Genomic DNA, 19003 nt, shown 5'->3' with positions numbered 1-19003 from the left:
CTTTCCCTTCATCACACTTATAACAGCAAATTCTTGAGCGGTCCGTCCTCCCGTATCAGTGCCTCATAGGTACCATCTTGAACCACGCGTCCGTGATCGAATACGATAACCCGGTCGAAGTCTCTGGCGAGCGGAAAATTGCTCAACGCCCATATTATCGCAGGTTTATGACCTTCTTTATGCAGAGTGTGCATGATATTTCCCGCGATCTGAATTTGGATACGCTGATCCAGTGATGGCAGCGGCCGGTTGAACACCACATAATCGGCATGCTTGAGCAAAGCGCGTGCCATATTGATTTTCTGGCGCTGCACGCTGGTCAGCCGCTTGCCGCCCGAACCAACATCAAAATCGAGGCCGATAATCATGATGGTGCGCTGCTGACCCAAATCCTCGAATAAATCGATGAGGGTCGACCGGATCTTCTCCGACGCATTCATCTGTCCATAGCTTATCTTGCCGAACAGCAAATTGTCGAGAAGTGTGGCGTGCTTTATGAAGCGGTCCGGCTCGTAAGGTTCGATCACGGCGCGCAGATCCTCAGGCGTGTCTCTCAGGAAGCGGGTCCGGGCGTTGATGATCTTGGCTTTCAACTCGTCGGTCAGAAAGCCGAAACGATGCCGTGGCTCTATATAGGCGAAGCTAAGACGCACCATGTTGACACGATCTTCGTCCGAGACCGCATCAACGCTTAAGCCCTTCAACCGCTGCAGAAGCATCTCATAATCGGGAATGTCTTCTGAACGCATGAAGGTCAGCTGCTGGAAGAAGGGGTGATCCGGAGGCAGGTCCCGGAAAAGCTCGATAGCGTTTTCCGCTATTTCGAGGCTCATAGCGTACAAATCGGCGAGAAGATCGTTCTCGGCGATTACCTCGCGGAAAAAAGGATGCGCCGCCAATTGCCGGATCGTCAAGGAGGAGCGGTCGAGTACGCCAAACAGAAGATTTTCGCCCACTGTCGCCTGCACATTATAGACATCCCGCTCGAAAGGAATGACAAGCTCAGCCATATCGCTGCCGTCAAGCCGCTTGCGCAGCGCCTGTCTCAGCTCCACGATGTGCGTGATGAATTCAGGATGGGCAACCGTATCGACCTTTGACAGAAGCGCTATATCGAAAATGTCATGGGTTATCATCACGGCATCGAGGACGGGACGCACAATGGCATAAAGATCGTCCCGCCCCTTGATCCCCATCGCCGCGTAGTCGACCCAATCACTGTTGAGATCGAAATCGGCGTTGCGTGCACGGCGCGCCTCTGCGATTTGCCAACGCCGTTTTACCGCATCGTCGCCCTCATAGGTGACCTTGGTCAACGGCGCGTGTTTCAGTCCGTAGAGCAGATTGTCGCGGAGGGAACCGCGGAAGAAATAACCATCGCCCGATGCATAGGCGATGCGCCGCCCGGTGACAGATTCCGGGAGCTCAAGAAAATCCTGATTGTCGATTGCAACCCGCCCTGTCGAGGGCCAGACAAGCCGGCCAAGCAGTTCGGCAAACACGTCGCTGCCGCTACCCGCAGGCCCGATCAGTGCAACGGTCTCGGTCGGCTTCAACTCGATATTGAGATGTTCCAGAAGCGGCGCGCCGCTATCGTCCGACACCGTGACATTGGTGACGACGAGCGGCTGGTCAAGCGGGGAAACTGTATCGAAATAGACCGATTGCACCTTCGGGTCGATAAGATTATCAACGCTGAACTGCTCGACCACCTGCGCATATTTGACCTGAACGTCCTGCCGGCTCTGGTCCCAGTCGATCAGCTCCTTGAGCGGACCGGGCAGGTCTTTGTAAGCATTGATGACGGCGACGAGCTGGCCGATATCAAGTCGGCCCTGCAGGGCAAGAAGGCCGCCGATCATGTAGAACAGGAACGGCGTGACCTGTGCGAGGAAATTATTGATGAACTTGACCAGAAATTTCCACTGATAGAGATCATAGCGGATGGCGAAGATGTGACCCAGACGGTGGGCGATATCGGCACGCTCGAAATTCGACGTGTCGTTGCTGTGGATGGCGTTGATGCCCTCGACGATCTCGCCGACGCGGCCCGAAAGCTCGCGAGCAGTCAGTTGGCGCTGACGCCCTAATTCCAGAAGTCGCTTGCGCATCCGGGGAATGATAATGCCCTGCGCGGCAACAATGATCGCAGCAATCATGCCAAGCCAGAAATTCTGCATCAGGATGAAAACGAGCGCCGTCGCCGCCTGCCCCCCGAGGAGCGCTGGCTGCACGAAGGCGTCGCCGGTAAAACCTCCGAGCGGCTCTACTTCGTCCTTGATCATGGTGGCGATTTCCGCCGAGCGCACGCGTTTGAAATGGAACGGTGGGAAACGCAGTACCCGGTCCACCAGTTCGAAGCGAATGCGGCGCAGCATCCGCTCGCCGAGTCTGCCCTTATAGGTATTAATGTAGAGCTTGAAGAGCCCGTTGATCACAACCAGCAGCAGGAACACCATGCTGAGGCCGATGAGCATCTGGACGCGGTTAAGCTGCAGTCCACCGAAGAAGACCACCTCACCCAAAATCGGGAAATCATAGGTGATACGCATGAAAGTCTGCGTGGCGCCCGGTTTCTCAAAACCTATGCCCTGAATAGGACCGTTGATGATCTGCTTGGGCAGGTCGAATGACAGGAAATAGGGGATCATCGAGACGGCGACGACGAAAAGAATCCAGGCTTGCTGGGCGCGTGTCGTGGACCAGATATAGCGGGCTAGGTTCTTTTCCATGAAGTCCCGTTTTTAAGATCGATGGGCTGCTATGGTGCCAACGCGGTCAATCGCTCTATCTATTTATACCTATGCATTTAGCGAAACCTCTTCCGCCCGTGCCAGTATATTTCTAGTGCCTTTGCTGCAAAATGGAAGTATCTCATATTACATAAAGCCGAAATAACGACGTTTCACGCTGCTTCACACTGCGGGCTGCCAGGGCTTACGTGGCTAACTACGGCGATATAGGAAATAGCGCTTCGCGGGGATATTCTGTGGTATCGGCATTGACGTCAAATCCGGGTGTTCGAGCGGCAGACCGCTGACCGCGATACCACCCGTCTTCAACAGGCAGGCTACGGCATCAGGCAACCATGTTAGCGTCATTGCGTCCAGATCGTCATGGCCAGTGCCTATATCGGCATGCACAAGCGCTGCCTCAATGCCGAAATAATCACGGATGGTGTCTTTGATTTCACCCACCACTAGATTGTCGCTGTCAGGCGTCGAACTTTCAAAGGATCGCGTAACGCGATCGAAGGCGATGATACGGCGATCAGGAAACAGCTCCCTGATGTGATCATATGTGCGACCATTGCCGAGACCGAGTTCCATGATAGTGCCCGGGATTGTGCGTATGTCATCTGCAATGCTGTTCAGGATATCACGCTGGGCACAGAGACGGCGAATGAAACTGTCGAGACGACTCATGATTTGTTCTTCAATCTGAATAGTGTCCGAAACATCCGGCTTACACAACGTCGAACTTGGAGTCGACCATGACTGATATGGCGTGTTTTAAGAATCCACTCTAAAAGCAGACAAAATGCAATCCGTCCTCTGGTACAAGGTGAATTCTTGAAGCGTCACTTTCGTAAACTCCGCGACAGGCTCGCAACCCGGTTTTTCAACACCAGATACGGTCGCGAATTGTTGATCCATGGTATCGGCCCCCGCACCCTGTCGATGACCGTCGATTGCGGCGACCATGTCATGACGTTCTCACCTTCCGACTATATTGGCAGGAAAGTCTTCCGGAAGGGTCATTTTGAGCGCGATCACGTCACAAGACTGCTGACCATCATGCAGAATCGTGGGTTGCCGACGGATGGGAAGGTGCTGCTGGAAATTGGTGGTAATATCGGCACTCAGACCGTCTATTTTGCACTCAGCAAAGCCTTTACGCGCATCGTCAGCGTCGAGCCGGATCCGCGCAATTTCAAGCTCCTGCAATTAAACATCGCGCAGAATGACCTGAATGGAAACGTCACGCCGGTCCGCTGTGCTGCAGGTGACAGCGAAGGTGAGATAGAATTCTTCCAGCACCTCAACAATCACGGCAAAAGCAGCATGATGCGCCGCAGCCCGAAAGATGTTTCCATTTTCGTGCCGGTCAAACCGGTAACACGCATCCTGCAAGAGTACGGTATTGTCGCCAACGATGTCGGCCTTGTCTGGATGGACATTGAGGGTTACGAGCCGGTGGCGATCGGCACCATGCAGGAACTGATGTCCCGCCGCGTGCCGATCTACACCGAGTTTACATCCGAATTCTACGGTCCCGAAACAGCCCGAAAATTTGTCGAAATGCTTTCGTCATTCTACGAGAATTGTCTGATCTTCCTCGGAGACGAGATTTCCGAAATCAAGGTTCGCGAGATCCCGCTCAACAGGGAACAGTTCGATGTGCTGCTTTTGCCCTGAACGCTTCCCAAAGTCTCGTCGCGGTCCTGCATGATGACCGCGACCGCCTTCTTCAACAACGTGCCGCATTATGCCTTGACGATATTGTCGCCACTGATGTCCCGGCGTCCGAAGGCATTTCGCGTATCGACAATCAACGGTGCCCAGTTGACCAGCGCCTGATAATCGATCTGATCGTGATCGGTGGCGATCAGCACAGCATCGAACTCGCTGACAGCCTCTTCTGTCAGTGCGACTGAGCTACGACCACGAAGTTCGATATACTCGCGTGTCGGCGGAATCGTCGTGACGAACGGATCGTGATAGTCGGTCGACCCGCCGCGGGCTTCAATCAACTCGATAAGCTTCAATGACGGACTTTCGCGAATGTCCGGAACATTTTTCTTGTAGGCGAGTCCGACAATCAGGATGCGCGAGCGGCTGACGGCCTTGCCGTGACGGCGATCGAGTGCTTCAGCCAGCCGGTCGACGACATGACGCGGCATCGCCGAATTGATCTCACCGGCAAGTTCGATGAAGCGCGTTGGCAGCTCGTATTCGCGCGATTTCCAGGTCAGGTAAAACGGATCGATGGGAATGCAATGACCGCCAAGTCCCGGCCCCGGATAGAATGGCATATAGCCGAACGGTTTGGTCTTGGCAGCCTCGATCACTTCCCAGATATCAATGCCCATAGCCTCGTAGACGACCTTCAATTCGTTGACGAGAGCGATATTGACCGCTCTGAAGATGTTTTCCGTCAGCTTCACTGCCTCGGCAGTGGCGTTGGACGAGACCGGAACGACTGTTTCAACGACCGCGCCATAGAAGACAGTCATGAGTTGGGATGCTTCCGGTCCATCGCCAGCCACAATCTTCGGGATGTTTGAGGTTCCGAAATCGCGGTTGCCAGGATCCTCGCGTTCCGGCGAGAAGCCAAGGAAGAAATCTCTGGCAGAGTGCAGCCCGGTCTGTTCCAGGATCGGTCGCACCACACCATCCGTCGTGCCGGGATAGGTAGTGGATTCCAGCACGATCAACTGCCCGGGTTGCAACGTTCGGGCAATCGCGTCACAGGTTTTGACGACGAATGACAGGTCAGGATCCCGCTGTTTGGTCAGCGGAGTTGGAACACAGATGATGATGATATCGCAATCGCCAAGGCTCGCAAAATCAGTCGTAGCACGGAACCGGCCTTCGCCGACATGGCGTCCCAGCAGCGTATTGGATACGGACTCTATATAAGATTTGCCATCGTCAATCATGACGATCTTGCCAGGGTCGATATCAAAGCCAATGACACTAAAACCGCCATTGGCGATGGTCATCGCCAGAGGCAGGCCGACATAGCCGAGGCCGATGACGCCCACTCGCGCCGAGCGATTGGTGATAGCAGTAAACAGGTTTTGGTGAAGCGGGGCAGAATCGGTCAAGATCATGACTCTCCGGCAATTAATGTCCTTCAGTGACGGATTTGCGGGCTTGATGTCAAGCATGCAACCTGGCGGCCATCGCACGTTTACCGAAAATCCTTGCCATTTTATTTTGGTAAAACTGGTTTTGCGACTAATACACGCTATATTAATCGGCGTGATTTACCGACGACACGCCATGAAGCGGCTGATGGCTGGAAAGAACAAAAGCGATGGATGTCCCCCGGATTACTGTTTCCGAAACATTGCTCAGTCCAGTTTTATGCTGGCTACAACAATCCGCGCTTAAAGGCGCGAGCCTCGAAACCCTGACCGAAGGATTCTGCGAAAGGCTGGCTGCAGCCGGTGTGCCGCTGATGCGCGTCCATCTGAGTGTCTCAATGTTGCATCCGCTCTACGACGCGCTCGGCTTCACCTGGATACGCGGCAAGGGCATGGAAATCGAAGGATTTCGTGCGTCGGCCAGCGAGAAGAATACAGAACGTTTTCTCAACAGCCCCTATTTCTATCTTCTCAGCAACAACTTGGAGCATCTGCGTCGTCAGATTGATCCGTCTGCACCGTCGGAATTTGGGGTTTTTGATGAGTTGAAGGAAATGGGCGCCACCGACTATCTCGCCTTTGTACACTCCTTTAGTGACGGAGACAGCCAGGGCATGATGGGTTCCTGGACGACGGATGCCCCGGGTGGCTTCGGCGACGAAGTGGTTGAGACACTGCTGAGAATCCAGAACAGCCTTGCAGTTGCAGCGAAGATGGCAATGTTGGGCAAGCTCGCGGACAACATGGTCACCACCTATCTCGGCAGCAATGCTGGCAAGCGTGTGTTGTCTGGCCAAATACGCCGCGGAGATGGGGAGACCATTCGCGCAATACTCGTCATGGGTGACATGCGGCAGTCGACCACCCTCGCCGACAAGGCAGGCAGACAGGTCTATATCGACACCCTTAACGAATTTTTTGACGCAATCGCCACGCCGTTCAACAAGAATGGTGGCGAAATTCTGAGTTTTATCGGAGACGGGTTCCTTGCAGTCTACCCATGCGGGCGTCACCGGGAACCGTCCGAGATCGCCGCGCGCGCAGCAATGGCGGCAGTGCGGCAAGCCGTTGCGGCCATGGCTGACATGAACAACAAGCGAAAGAAGAAGGGCCTCGACGAAATCCGCTACGGGATGGGTCTGCATGTCGGTAACGTGATGTTCGGCAATGTCGGCCTCAAGGATCGGCTGACGTTCTCTACCTTCGGGAGCGCGGTCAATGAAGTGTCGCGGCTACAGGGACTGAGCAGGCTCTATCCCGACCACCCGATCATCGCCAGCGAGGCGTTCACCACCTATTGCGGCGGCGACTGGGTGATGCTCGGCGAGAAGAAACTGCGCGGTGTCCAGGACAAGGTGACGATATTGGCGCCAGGCGAAGAGAACATGAAGATGAGCAACGTCGAGGCGGTTGGCAAAGGCAAGTCTGATGCAAGCTCCGAGGCCGAGCAGGTGATGATGCTTTTCCGCAATTCGCGCAATCAGAAGAAGCCCCGAAAACTTGAGGGAAACTTCGTGCAATGATGAAGACATGTGCTGTAGCATTACTTATATTTACATTCTTCGTCAGAGTCCCAGCGATTGCCGATCCATTGAGCCAAACCCTTTTCGACACTTTCGACGGTGAAGATTTCTCGCCCACAGGCGGGCTTTACTATCGCGACAATCGCGAACAAGAAGCCGGATCGGTCGAGTTCCAGAGTGCGGTCACACGTACAGGGACTGGGGCGCTGAAACTGAGCGTGCGAGCCGGTTGCGAAAAGACAACCGAAAATTGCAGCGAACGGGCGGAGATCTGGGAAAAAACCGCACTCCGCGTACCCTATGACAAAGCTGTCTGGTATGGTTTCGCCGTCAAGTTTGCTGACCCCATCCCCCGGGATGACCATCGCTACGTGATCGCCCAATGGAAGCGTGAGATCGGCCCCGAAGCGAAAGGTGACTTTAGCCCGTTTCTGGCGGTGCGTCTCAATAAGGGCAAGCTCTTCGTCACGGTAGAAACGAATTATCACGCGCCCATCTCCACGGGGACCAAGGATACAGCAGCGACGTGCGACACAGGTTCGACACCGGTATGGTTGCGACCCGAAACCAACCAGATGCGAGCAGTCGTCGCGACCGACATCAACTGGGTTGCGGAAGATGGCGGCCTCTTCGCGGCTTGCACGGACAAAATCACGGTTACGCCGCGCGGCAACAGCCTTCCCTCCCCCGATTCCGGATGGATCGACTTTGCGATCATGACGAAACCCGGACCGGACGGAACCGGCCATATCGAGATCTTTGCCAACAACCTCTGGATCGCGACGGTCAAGGGCCATATTGGCCACAACGATGCTGGACTGGGCAAGAACCAGTACTTCAAATTTGGGCCATATCGTGCGGCTGGAACCGGCGAATGGTCACTGTTCTATGATGACTTCCGCAGATCAGCCGACTGCAAGGACGTCCTTCGCGACAGCAACGCATGCAGCCTCATCAAGTAACCCCTTCCCGACGGGAAGCAGTTCTCACCGCATATCTTTCCATTACGGCATGGCAACTACAGGACGAATGGAATCTAGTCATAGACTCATTAGCTTTCGTACGCTAGCGTTCATGTCGGGGTATCCGCACCGGAAACAAGTAACTGTGAAGGCCCACAAGCATGATCTCTGGTACGGATCTCTTGAGGATCGAAAATCTGAGCATTTCCTTCAGCTTGCTGGGCGGGGAAATCATGGCCGTGAAAAAAGCGGATCTACGTGTCCTGCCAGGCAAAGTCACAGCCCTTGTCGGTGAATCCGGCTCAGGAAAATCTGTTATAAGTCAGTCCGTCATGGGAATTCTGCCGCGCACTGCGTCCGCGAGCGGAAAGATACTTTTCCAAGATACTGCCGTGCCCGGCCAGCCACCGGTCGACATTCTCAGCCTGCCAGCCGATGGTCCCGAGATACGCGCCTTGCGCGGCAGCCGTATCGGCAAAATTTTCCAGGAACCTCTGACCTCGTTGTCACCGCTCCATACGATCGGCAACCAGATTTCCGAAGTGCTGTCGATCCATACTAAAGATACAAAGGCCGAGCGCCGCGAGCAGACCGAGCAGATGCTGGGACTTGTAGGCTTTCAGAACCCGGCGCGCGCCTATGACAAATATCCATTCGAGCTATCCGGTGGTATGCGTCAGCGTGCCATGATTGCCATGGCGCTCATATGCAAGCCATCACTGCTGATCGCCGATGAACCGACCACCGCGCTTGATGTAACCATCCAGGCACAGATTCTCGAGTTGCTGGGCGAACTACGTGCCAAGCTCAACATGGCAATGTTGCTCATAACCCACGATCTCGGTGTCGTTGCCAATGTCGCAGACGAAGTCGTCGTTATCTATCACGGCGAGATCATGGAATCGGGACCTGTCGAAACGATTTTCCGCAAACCAACCCACCCCTATCTCAAGGGGCTGATGGCCGCAGTACCGCATTTCAACATGAAGCCAGGCGAACGACTGAAATCCTTGCGGGACGTGCCTGTTGATGTCACCAAATTGATGGGAAAGAGCAAGGCCCTCAATGAGGATCGCAATGATGTGCTGCTCTCCGTACGTGATGTCTCCAAGACCTTCGCAGCCCGCAAAACACTCTTCGCAAAAGATGACGGACCGCCAACACGCGCAGTCAATGATGTCAGTTTCGATGTGCTGCGCGGCGAATGCTTTGGTCTGGTAGGCGAGAGCGGCTGCGGCAAAACCACACTCAGCAAGATCCTGATGCGCGCCATCACACCAGAAGCCGGCTCAGTGACATTCAACGGCGACACAGGTCCGATCAATGTCCTCAACGCCCGCGGCAGCGAACTGCAAGCGCTGCGTACCAAGATCCAGATGGTGTTCCAGGATCCGGTATCGTCGCTGTCGCCGCGAATGACAATCCAGAACATTCTCAGCGAACCGCTGGAAATCCATGGGCGCGGAAACGCTAAATCCCGGCTGGACAAAGTTTGTGACCTGATGGATGTCGTAGGCCTGAACCGGCGCTATCTTAATCGCTACCCGCACGGCCTTTCGGGCGGCCAGCGCCAGCGCGTCGGGATCGCGCGATCCCTGGCGCTCGGCCCGGAGCTGATCCTGTGCGATGAGCCCGTATCAGCCCTCGATGTGTCTGTGCAGGCACAGATTCTCAACCTTCTCAAGGATTTGCAAAAGGAGCTTGGGCTCACTTACATCTTCATTTCGCACAATCTGGCGGTGGTGGATTATATGGCAGACCGGATCGCCGTGATGTGTGCCGGACGGATCGTCGAAATCGCTCCGCGCAGTACTTTGATGCGATCGCCTGTCCATCCCTATACGAAGTCGTTGCTCGCGGCGATTCCATTTCCCGATCTCGACCGTCCACTCGATTTCGGCAAGCTGAGGGCCAGCGGCGCGTCCGACAAGCGCAACTGGGGCATCCAGTTCCGCAACGATGGTCCAGAAGACATGTTGACACCGACGGATCTGGGCAACGGGCACCTCGTCCTTGCACGCAGAACGGCAGATGTGCGGGAGCTGAAGCCTTGATCAATCGCCGTACCACTTTGGGCATGCTTGCTTCCTGCGTTCTGCCTGGTGTTTCGCAGGCGAGATCGTTTGACTGGAACTATTCATTTCCGCAGCCGGGTGCTTGGGATCGGCTCGACATGGCCGACCGCCTCCCCAAGACACCGAGAGTCATCAACATGGCCGCCCTTGGTCGAAAGCCCGGTGTCAATGGCGGTGTCATCCGGACCTTGATCGGCAACCAGAAAGATATCCGGTTGATGACGCTTTATGGCTATTCCCGTCTGGTTGGCTACGACGAAAAGCTCAACATGCATGCGGATATTCTCGAAAGCTTCGAAGTGATCGAGGACAGGGTCTTCACCTTCAAAATTCGCCCCGGACATCGCTGGTCGGATGGGTCCTATCTGACATCGGAGGATTTTCGCTATTGTTGGGAAGATGTGATGCTCAACACGGAGCTGAAGCGCGGCGGCCCGCCGCGGGTCCTGCTTGTCAATGGAAGGCCACCACGTTTCGAAGTCCTCGACGAATTGACTGTCCGATATAGCTGGGACGCGCCCAATCCGGACTTTCTGCCGCAACTGGCTGCGCCACAGGCGCTGATGATCGTCCTGCCGTCAAAATACATGAAGCAGTTTCACAAGAAGTATCAGGACAATTTCCGGCTTTCGGCATTGATGAAGCAATACCGCGTCAAAAAATGGGTTGATCTTCACTTCAATATGGCGCGCAGCTATCGTCCCGAGAACCCGGAGCTGCCGACGCTCGATCCGTGGCGCAACACCACTGCATCGCCAGCAGAGCAGTTCGTTTTTGAGCGCAACCCGTATTTCCACCGTGTCGATGAAAACGGCCTGCAATTGCCCTATGTTGATAAAGTGGTTCTGAATATCAGCTCTCCGGCGATCATTGCCGCCAAGACAGGTGCTGGCGAAAGCGACCTGCAGGCGCACGGTCTCGATTTTTCCGACTACGCCTTCCTGAAGGATTCCGAGAAGCGGTTTCCGGTCAAGGTCAGTTTATGGAAACGCACAGAAGGCTCACGAGTGAGCCTGCTACCCAACCTCAACTGTGCTGATGCCACCTGGCGGGCACTCTTCTGGGATGTACGGGTGCGCCGCGCATTGTCGCTGGCAATCGACCGGACCGAAATCAACAAGGCGGTGTTCTACGGGCTTGCCGTTGACAGCGCAAACGCCATCCTGCCCGAAAGTCCGCTGTTCAAACCTGAATACAAGACTGCGTGGAGCGGGCATGATCCGGCCCAAGCAAACGCCCTGCTGGACGCCGCAGGCCTGCAAATGCGTGACGAGAACGGGATACGCCTGCTGCCCGACGGTCGGCCGGCAAAAATCGTGGTCGAAACCGCTGGTGAAAGCACGCTGGAGACAGATATCCTTGAGCTGATCACAGATCACTGGCTGGATGTGGGCATAGCGCTGTTCATCCGGACATCTCAGCGTGACGTGTTCCGCAGCCGAGCGATGGGGGGTGAAATCATGATGTCAATGTGGTCCGGGCTCGATAACGGTATCCCGACTGCGGACATGAACCCAGGCGAGCTTGCCCCGACCTCGGACGACCAACTGCAGTGGCCGGTGTGGGGCATGCACTACATGTCGAACGGGATGAAGGGCCAGCCTCCGGAAATTCCCGAGGTGAAGCAGCTTATCGAGCTTCTTGGCCAATGGCGGAGTTCCAGCGACATGACTGACAGAACCGCTATCTGGACGCAGATGCTGAATATCTATTCGCAGGAGGTATTTTCAATCGGTATCGTCAACAGCACGCCGCAACCGATCTTGCGGGCAGATAGCCTCCGCAATGTGCCTGACAAGGGACTCTACGGCTTCGACCCGACCAGCTTTCTCGGAGTTTTTATGCCAGATGCGTTCTGGTATGGTAAGGATGCCTGACCATGCTGCGATATATCCTCTGGCGCATCGCAGCGATGATCCCCACACTAGTCATCATTTCTGCTCTGGTTTTCACCATCATCGAACTGCCGCCCGGCGATTACTTCGAAAGCTATGTGTCGGAACTTCGTGCTCAGGGCGAAGCCGTCGATATGCAGGAAATCGAGGAGCTACGCGTCCAGTATGGCTTCGATAAGCCGCCGGTGCTGCGCTACTTCCACTGGGTTGCCGGCATGCTTCAGGGTGATTTCGGCTATTCGTTCGAGTATCAGCTTCCCGTCAGTGAGGTGGTCGGCGACAGACTGTGGTTGACGGTGATGGTGTCGTTCTTCACGATTATCTTCACTTGGCTGATCGCTTTCCCCATCGGCATCTATTCAGCGACGCATCAATATAGCTGGGCAGATTACGGGCTGACGCTTATTGGCCTGCTTGGCATTGCGATCCCTAACTTCATGTTCGCTTTGATCCTAATGTATTTTGCCAATATCTGGTTCGGGACCTCGATTGGGCATCTCATGGATCAGAAATACCTGGCCGAACCGATGAGTTGGGCCAAGGCGTCCTCTATCCTCTCCCATCTCTGGATTCCGGTATTGATCGTCGGCACCGCGGGCACTGCCGGCATGATCCGGCGTTTGCGCGCCAATCTTCTCGATGAACTACAGAAACAGTACGTGGTGACGGCACGCGCCAAGGGTTTGCACCCTTTCCGTGCATTGGTGAAATATCCCCTGCGCATGGCACTCAACTTTTTCATTTCGGATATCGGCTCGATCCTGCCCGCAATCATTTCCGGCGCCGAAATCACAGCCATCGTTCTTTCCCTGGAGACGACGGGACCGATGCTCATCAAGGCATTGCAAAGTCAGGACATGTATCTTGCGGGTTCTTTCCTGATGTTCCTTGCAACATTGACGGTGATTGGCGTGTTGATCTCCGATATCGCGCTCGCCTTTCTCGATCCGCGTATCAGACTGCAAGGCGGAAGCACAAAATGACATCACCGCTTCCCGATTCCGGCTCACCCTTACCTCACTTTGTCTCGACAGAACCTTTCGATCCGCATTCGGTCGATGTCATGACCGAGGAGCAGAACCGGCTCTATCGGGCGTCGCAACTGCAGCTGATGTGGTGGAAATTTAAAAAACACAAGCTGGCCCTTGCCTCAGCCATTTTCCTTGGTGTGCTCTATGTGATGATCGCCTTCGTCGAATTCCTAGCACCATACAATCTCCACACACGCAACGTCGATTTCATCCATGCACCGCCACAGGCGGTCCGCTTTTTTCACAATGGCGATTTCATCGGACCCTTCGTCTATGGCCGCAAGATGACGCTTGATATGGACACGCTGCGGCGCGTTTACGTGGATCAGAAAGATCAGGTCGAGCCGTTGCGGTTTTTCTGCTCGGGTGATCCCTACAAATTCTGGGGAGCAATCGCGGCAGATTTCCACCTTGTCTGCCCTGCAAAGGACGGCCAGCTTTTCCTTCTCGGTACTGACCGGCTCGGGCGCGACGTGCTGTCACGCATCCTCTATGGTGCTCGCATTTCGCTTACAATCGGGGTGATCGGCATCGTCATCAGCTTTACTCTGGGAATTGTTATCGGTGGCCTTGCCGGTTACCATGGTGGAGTTTTCGACCTTATCGTCCAGCGAATCATCGAGGTACTTCAATCGATTCCAAGCATTCCCCTGTGGATGGCCCTTGCTGCCATCATGCCGATTACATGGAGCCCCATGCTGATTTACCTCGGTATCACCGCCATCCTCGGCTTACTCGACTGGACTGGACTGGCGCGCGCCGTGCGTTCCAAATTGCTTTCACTTCGTGAAGAAGACTATGTGCTCGCGGCTCAGTTGATGGGTGCAAGCGGTCGCCGCATCATAGGGCGGCATCTCATTCCTGGTTTCATGTCGCACTTGATCGCGACTGCAACGATGTCTATTCCGGGCATGATCCTCGGTGAAACCGCACTGAGCTTTCTCGGATTGGGGCTGCGGCCACCGATAACGAGCTGGGGCATCCTTCTGACGGAAGCCCGGAGTGTAAGTGTCATTGTCTTCTACCCCTGGCTGCTGTTTCCGATCATTCCGGTGATCCTGGTGGTTCTGGCCTTCAATTTTCTAGGTGACGGTCTCCGCGACGTCGCTGATCCGTATAGTTAAGATGGATGTTCATATGCTGAAAAATTTACCATATCACGGGTTGCGTCACCAAATTACTGTGAGACTCGCATCATGACGCGTCGCCTGGAGCATGTCCGCATTCTGATGTATAGCCATGACACGTTTGGACTAGGCCATTTGCGACGCTGCCGAACGATCGCCCATTCGCTGGTTGAAGACTATCGTGGTCTGAATATCATGATCATATCGGGCGCTACAATCGCCGGTGCGTTTGACTATCGCGCGCGTGTCGATTTCGTCAAAATTCCAAGCGTGATCAAGCTGCGCAATGGTGAATATCAGTCGATGGAGCGGCACACCGATCTTCATGACACGCTGAAGATGCGCCAATCGATCATCCGCCATACGGCCGAAACCTTCCAGCCCGACATTTTTATCGTCGACAAAGAACCTATGGGCATGAAAGGCGAAGTCGAGGAAACACTTACCTATCTCAAGACCCGTGGAGCGATGCTGATCCTCGGGCTGCGCGAAGTCATGGATGCACCACATTTGCTCGATGCCGAATGGAAGCGCAAGAATGTGATGGACAAGATCGACAAGCTCTATGATGCGGTATGGGTCTATGGACCGCCGGATTTCTACGATCCGCTGGTTGGTCTCAACGTCCCAAAGAGTGTCCGCGACAAAATGAGTTTCGTCGGCTTCCTGCAACGCAGCGTCTCCAAACAGGAAATCCCGGACCATCGTCCCAAGGGTGACTATATTCTTGTGACCACTGGTGGAGGTGGTGATGGTGCTGATCTCGTCAACGACGTCATACGGGCCTACCAGCATGATCATACGCTCCAGCACAAGTCGCTGGTCGTACTCGGACCTTACATGCCCGCGAAGAAGCGTCGCAAGATGATAAGCAAGAGCAAGGCGATCCCCCATATCGAGGTTATCGAGTTCGATAACAGGATGGAAGAATTGGTGGCTGGTGCCAAGGCGGTCGTCGCCATGGGTGGTTACAATACCTATTGCGAGATTCTGTCCTTCGACAAGCCAGCGCTGATCGTTCCGCGCGTCCTTCCGCGTGAAGAACAGTTGATCCGCGCCCGGCGCGCCGCAGAGCTGGGACTGATCGACATGCTACTCCCAAGCGAATCCGAAGACCCAGTTCGCATGGCAGGCGCGCTCAAAGCCCTGCCCAGCAGACCCGCACCTTCCAAGAGTGCGCTCAAGGGTTTCAGGCTCGAAGGCTTGCCGCATATCTCACAAATTGTCGGGGATCTGATGGATCGACGTCAGCCGAACCACCTATCACTCGTCAAGGGATAATCACGTGTCATATCGTCGAAAAACGGTTGTAGTGTTAAAGGGATATCCACGCCTGTCGGAAACTTTCATCGCCCAGGAATTGCTTGGGTTGGAACAGTCGGGCTTCGATCTGGTTCTCGTGGCTCTGAGGCGACCGACGGATAAGAAGACCCATCCGGTGCACGACGAAATTCGTGCACCAGTACACTACCTACCTGAATATCTCCGCGAGGAACCTCGCCGTGTTCTTTCGGCGTTGATCGCCTGTATGCCGCGACCCGGCTTCTGGCGTGGTCTGACGACTGTCCTCAAGGACTTTCTGAAGGACCCGACACGTAATCGTATCAGGCGCTTCGGACAGGCCGCAGTTCTTGCCGCGGAGTGGCCGGATGGAGCAGAATGGATTCACGCGCATTTTATCCATACCCCCGCATCCGTTGCCGCCTATGCCAGCCAGATCACCGGCATTGGATGGACATGCTCCGCTCATGCCAAGGACATCTGGACTTCGCCGGACTGGGAATTGCAGGGCAAGCTCACCAGCACACGCTGGACGGTAACCTGCACGCATTCAGGCTTCAACCATCTGAGCCAACTTGGAGGCCCCAGGTCCAATGTGCATCTAAGTTACCACGGCCTCGATCTTGCCCGGTTCGGGCCCTTCGAGGGAAGCCGCTCGCTACGCAACGGAAGTGAAGCGGACGATCCCGTCAGGATTCTAAGTGTCGGCCGCGCCGTCGAGAAGAAGGGTTATGACATTGTGCTCAAAGCACTCAGTCTGTTGCCCCAAGATCTCCACTGGCGGTTCGAACACATCGGTGATGGTGACAGGATTGCCAGCTTGAAAGCACTTGCAGGCGAGCTGGGGATAGCCGGAAAAATCATATGGAAGGGCGCGCTTGACCAGAAGGAAGTTCTCTCTGGCTATCAAGCCGCCGATATTTTCGTACTTGCCTGTCGGATCACGACGGATGGCGACAGGGATGGTCTGCCGAACGTATTGGTGGAAGCGTCGAGCCAGGGGCTGATCTCGGTCTCCACCAACATTTCCGGTGTGCCGGAGTTATTGATAGACGGGGAGAATGGCCTGCTTGTTGCGCCTGAGGATCCCCAAGCCTTGGCTAGAGCCATGGAAACAGCGATCCGCGATGCGAATTTCCGCCATCGTCTGGGGCGTGCCGCCGAAAAGCGGGTGCGAACGGAATTCAACTTCCACAACAGCATCCGTCAATTGAAATCCTTGTTCGAAACAGAATGGCAGCCGAGCAAATGAGACAATCGACGGCAAGACCGCGCGTGTTGTTCTATGTCCAGCATCTGCTCGGCATCGGTCATCTTGCGCGCGCCAGTCGTATTGCCCGCGCTCTGACGCAAGATGGTTTCGACGTCACCATGGTTACCGGCGGCATGCCTGTTCCAGGCTTTCCAGGGCCTGAAGTAAACCACGTGGCATTACCGGCAATTGCTTCAGGTGATGCAGGCTTTTCAGGCCTTGCCGATGCCTTCGGCAAGCCGCTGGATGAAGAATTCAAGGCTGGACGTCGTGACAAGCTGCTTGCCACATTTCGAGATGTCAGGCCCGATATCGTCATCATTGAGGCGTTTCCCTTCGGACGTCGGCAGGTTCGCTTCGAGCTGATCCCTTTGCTTGATGAGATAAACGGAATGACGCCAAGGCCATTGGTGCTGACCTCGTTACGCGATATACTGCAGGAGCGCACCAAGCCCGGTCGCGACGAGGAAAGCGTAGCCCTCGTTCAACGCTATTTCGATCACGTTCTGGTTCACGGCGATCCGCAATTTGCCCGTCTGGAAGACAGCTTTCCGCTGCATGCAGATATTGCCGACAAGGTCATCTATACCGGCCTTGTTGCAGCGCCACCGCCCTCGCCGCCTTCCGAGACCTTCGATATTGTCGTTTCGGCTGGTGGCGGCGCTGTCGGCGCCTTGTTGATCCGTGCAGCACTTGAGGCAGCAAAGCGCCTGTCGTCCGATCTTTCCTGGTGCATCGTGACCGGTCCCAATCTGCAGCAAACGGATTTTGACGATATCGCAGCCGAAGCCCCTAAGAATGTCCGTATCTTCCGCTTCGTTCAGGGTTTTACGAGCCTGCTGTTTGGTGCCTGCCTGTCGGTCTCTCAATCCGGTTACAATACGGTCTGCGATATCCTTCGCGCAGGTTGCAAATCGTTGCTTATTCCATTCACGGCGGGTGGAGAAACCGAGCAGACGGCACGCGCACGACATCTGGAGAAGCTCGGCCTCGCGTCGGTTCTCACGGAAGATGAGTTATCAGCGGATAGCATGACCGATGCCATAGGCAAGTCGCTTGCCGCGCCTCGTTTGTCCACTCACACTCTTGATCTCGATGGCGCGCATCGCACTGCGGAGATTCTGCATGGACTTCTGGCATCCCGCTAGAGCATTTCCTGTTTTTCTTGAATCATTGGAAATGCTCTATCTCTTTGTTTTTTCGCATTATCCGACGCAAAACCGCTTCGCACTTTTGCTGGAAATGCTCTAGACGGTGCCGATCAACATGAATCTGGTATATTTCTTCATTGGGAGAGCGCCCGCGAACGCGGTCTTTTCCAACGACGCTTGGACAATGAATTCATCCAGCGACGAGACACAATTCACATGTGTCGGCTCGCTAAAATAGTCGTTCGATTGCAGGAGAACGCGGGTTCCCTTGGGCAACAGCGACAGCCAGGCGGGCAGGTCAGCAATATGTTCACAACTGGTGTTGATCACCAGATCGGCGCCGAGTTTCGGATATGCAATCTCATACATATCGGCGGTCAATGCCCGAAACCGGCCCTTCCATGCGCCGTTCAAGGTTTCGGCGACAACGCCGACATCGGGATCAATATCAAAACTGTCGATCGCCTCGATCTCAAAGCGCTGATCTTCGAAAAACATCGCAGACAGAACGCCATACCAGCCACCAAGTATGGCGATGCGGTCGAATTTTCCACCGAACGTTTCAAAGAGCGACTGCCGTGCCCATATTTTGCAGGCCACTTGCTTGTGGTTGAAGGCGTTGCCGAGGTCTGCCTCGGGGTGGCGGGCAATGACCCGCGACAAACCCTTGATCAGTGGGCTTGACGTGTACGCGGCAGCACCACGCAGAATGTCAAATGTGTTTTCATGCCAATCAATGGTAGTCGTGTTCGCGTGGAGGGTTTCCGTCATTAATATGTTGTAGGCCAGACATTTATGGAGTGCAAGCAATGCCGGTCAATTCCAGTGCCCGAT

General features: G+C 55.0%; 14 protein-coding genes. 10 read left to right on the top strand and 4 right to left on the bottom strand.

The annotated features are described in order from the left end of the window. Positions 1–17 precede the first annotated feature (17 nt). Positions 18–2732, bottom strand: a complete 2715-nt coding sequence (locus tag CEV33_RS19870) for an ABC transporter transmembrane domain-containing protein (RefSeq protein WP_094542127.1) — start codon at positions 2730–2732, stop codon at positions 18–20. A gap of 213 nt (positions 2733–2945) precedes the next feature. Then, a complete protein-coding gene (locus CEV33_RS19865) occupies positions 2946–3425 on the bottom strand; it encodes a class I SAM-dependent methyltransferase (RefSeq protein WP_094542126.1) in 480 nt (159 codons plus the stop codon). Positions 3426–3545: 120 nt separating this feature from the next. On the opposite strand from CEV33_RS19865, the gene CEV33_RS19860 reads away from it, so the two are divergent. Further along, complete coding sequence (locus CEV33_RS19860; protein ID WP_094542125.1) at positions 3546–4418, top strand: FkbM family methyltransferase; 873 nt, start codon at positions 3546–3548, stop codon at positions 4416–4418. A 68-nt stretch (positions 4419–4486) separates the two neighbouring features. Here the strand turns inward: CEV33_RS19860 and CEV33_RS19855 are convergent, their stop codons facing one another. After that, entirely contained in the window at positions 4487–5836 is a 1350-nt protein-coding gene (locus CEV33_RS19855) for a nucleotide sugar dehydrogenase (RefSeq protein WP_167388192.1), read from the bottom strand. A 206-nt stretch (positions 5837–6042) separates the two neighbouring features. On the opposite strand from CEV33_RS19855, the gene CEV33_RS19850 reads away from it, so the two are divergent. From CEV33_RS19850 to CEV33_RS19810, 9 genes are all read left to right on the top strand, one after another. Continuing rightward, on the top strand, positions 6043–7395 hold the full coding sequence (locus CEV33_RS19850; RefSeq protein WP_094542123.1) for an adenylate/guanylate cyclase domain-containing protein: 1353 nt from the start codon (positions 6043–6045) through the stop codon (positions 7393–7395). Then, entirely contained in the window at positions 7392–8357 is a 966-nt protein-coding gene (locus CEV33_RS19845; RefSeq protein ID WP_094542122.1) for a polysaccharide lyase, read from the top strand. The genes CEV33_RS19850 and CEV33_RS19845 overlap by 4 nt, the downstream gene beginning before the upstream one ends. Positions 8358–8518: 161 nt before the next feature. Beyond that, complete coding sequence (locus CEV33_RS19840; protein ID WP_094542121.1) at positions 8519–10411, top strand: ABC transporter ATP-binding protein; 1893 nt, start codon at positions 8519–8521, stop codon at positions 10409–10411. Then, entirely contained in the window at positions 10408–12309 is a 1902-nt protein-coding gene (locus CEV33_RS19835; RefSeq protein WP_167388191.1) for an ABC transporter substrate-binding protein, read from the top strand. The genes CEV33_RS19840 and CEV33_RS19835 overlap by 4 nt, the downstream gene beginning before the upstream one ends. Before the next feature lie 2 nt (positions 12310–12311). Continuing rightward, positions 12312–13310 (top strand): ABC transporter permease, encoded by a 999-nt coding sequence (locus tag CEV33_RS19830; protein ID WP_078340101.1) that lies wholly within the window; start codon positions 12312–12314, stop codon positions 13308–13310. Then, positions 13307–14482, top strand: coding sequence for an ABC transporter permease (locus tag CEV33_RS19825; protein WP_094542120.1), 1176 nt, complete (start codon positions 13307–13309; stop codon positions 14480–14482). Before CEV33_RS19830 ends, CEV33_RS19825 begins: the two co-directional genes overlap by 4 nt. Positions 14483–14554: 72 nt before the next feature. Continuing rightward, positions 14555–15766, top strand: coding sequence for a glycosyltransferase family protein (locus CEV33_RS19820; protein WP_094542119.1), 1212 nt, complete (start codon positions 14555–14557; stop codon positions 15764–15766). A gap of 4 nt (positions 15767–15770) precedes the next feature. Beyond that, positions 15771–17018, top strand: coding sequence for a glycosyltransferase (locus tag CEV33_RS19815; protein WP_094542118.1), 1248 nt, complete (start codon positions 15771–15773; stop codon positions 17016–17018). Next, entirely contained in the window at positions 17015–18166 is a 1152-nt protein-coding gene (locus CEV33_RS19810) for a glycosyltransferase family protein (RefSeq protein ID WP_094542231.1), read from the top strand. Before CEV33_RS19815 ends, CEV33_RS19810 begins: the two co-directional genes overlap by 4 nt. A 99-nt stretch (positions 18167–18265) precedes the next feature. Here CEV33_RS19810 and CEV33_RS19805 read toward each other — a convergent pair whose 3' ends face one another. Further along, entirely contained in the window at positions 18266–18940 is a 675-nt protein-coding gene (locus tag CEV33_RS19805; RefSeq protein ID WP_094542117.1) for an SAM-dependent methyltransferase, read from the bottom strand. Positions 18941–19003 lie beyond the last annotated feature (63 nt).

This window comes from Brucella grignonensis, from assembly GCF_002252505.1.
GTDB lineage: Bacteria > Pseudomonadota > Alphaproteobacteria > Rhizobiales > Rhizobiaceae > Brucella > Brucella grignonensis.
The sequence above is the reverse complement of the archived record's forward strand: the minus strand, read 5'-3'. Positions and strand labels throughout refer to the sequence as shown.

Excerpts from the sequence above, each read along its gene's own strand:
- CEV33_RS19845 (WP_094542122.1), top strand. The coding sequence starts at position 7,392 with ATGATGAAGACATGTGCTGTAGCATTACTTATATTTACATTCTTCGTC.
- CEV33_RS19850 (WP_094542123.1), top strand. The coding sequence starts at position 6,043 with ATGGATGTCCCCCGGATTACTGTTTCCGAAACATTGCTCAGTCCAGTT.
- CEV33_RS19825 (WP_094542120.1), top strand. The coding sequence starts at position 13,307 with ATGACATCACCGCTTCCCGATTCCGGCTCACCCTTACCTCACTTTGTC.
- CEV33_RS19865 (WP_094542126.1), bottom strand. The coding sequence starts at position 3,425 with ATGAGTCGTCTCGACAGTTTCATTCGCCGTCTCTGTGCCCAGCGTGAT.
- CEV33_RS19805 (WP_094542117.1), bottom strand. The coding sequence starts at position 18,940 with ATGACGGAAACCCTCCACGCGAACACGACTACCATTGATTGGCATGAA.
- CEV33_RS19855 (WP_167388192.1), bottom strand. The coding sequence starts at position 5,836 with ATGATCTTGACCGATTCTGCCCCGCTTCACCAAAACCTGTTTACTGCT.
- CEV33_RS19810 (WP_094542231.1), top strand. The coding sequence starts at position 17,015 with ATGAGACAATCGACGGCAAGACCGCGCGTGTTGTTCTATGTCCAGCAT.
- CEV33_RS19840 (WP_094542121.1), top strand. The coding sequence starts at position 8,519 with ATGATCTCTGGTACGGATCTCTTGAGGATCGAAAATCTGAGCATTTCC.
- CEV33_RS19870 (WP_094542127.1), bottom strand. The coding sequence starts at position 2,732 with ATGGAAAAGAACCTAGCCCGCTATATCTGGTCCACGACACGCGCCCAG.
- CEV33_RS19820 (WP_094542119.1), top strand. The coding sequence starts at position 14,555 with ATGACGCGTCGCCTGGAGCATGTCCGCATTCTGATGTATAGCCATGAC.
- CEV33_RS19830 (WP_078340101.1), top strand. The coding sequence starts at position 12,312 with ATGCTGCGATATATCCTCTGGCGCATCGCAGCGATGATCCCCACACTA.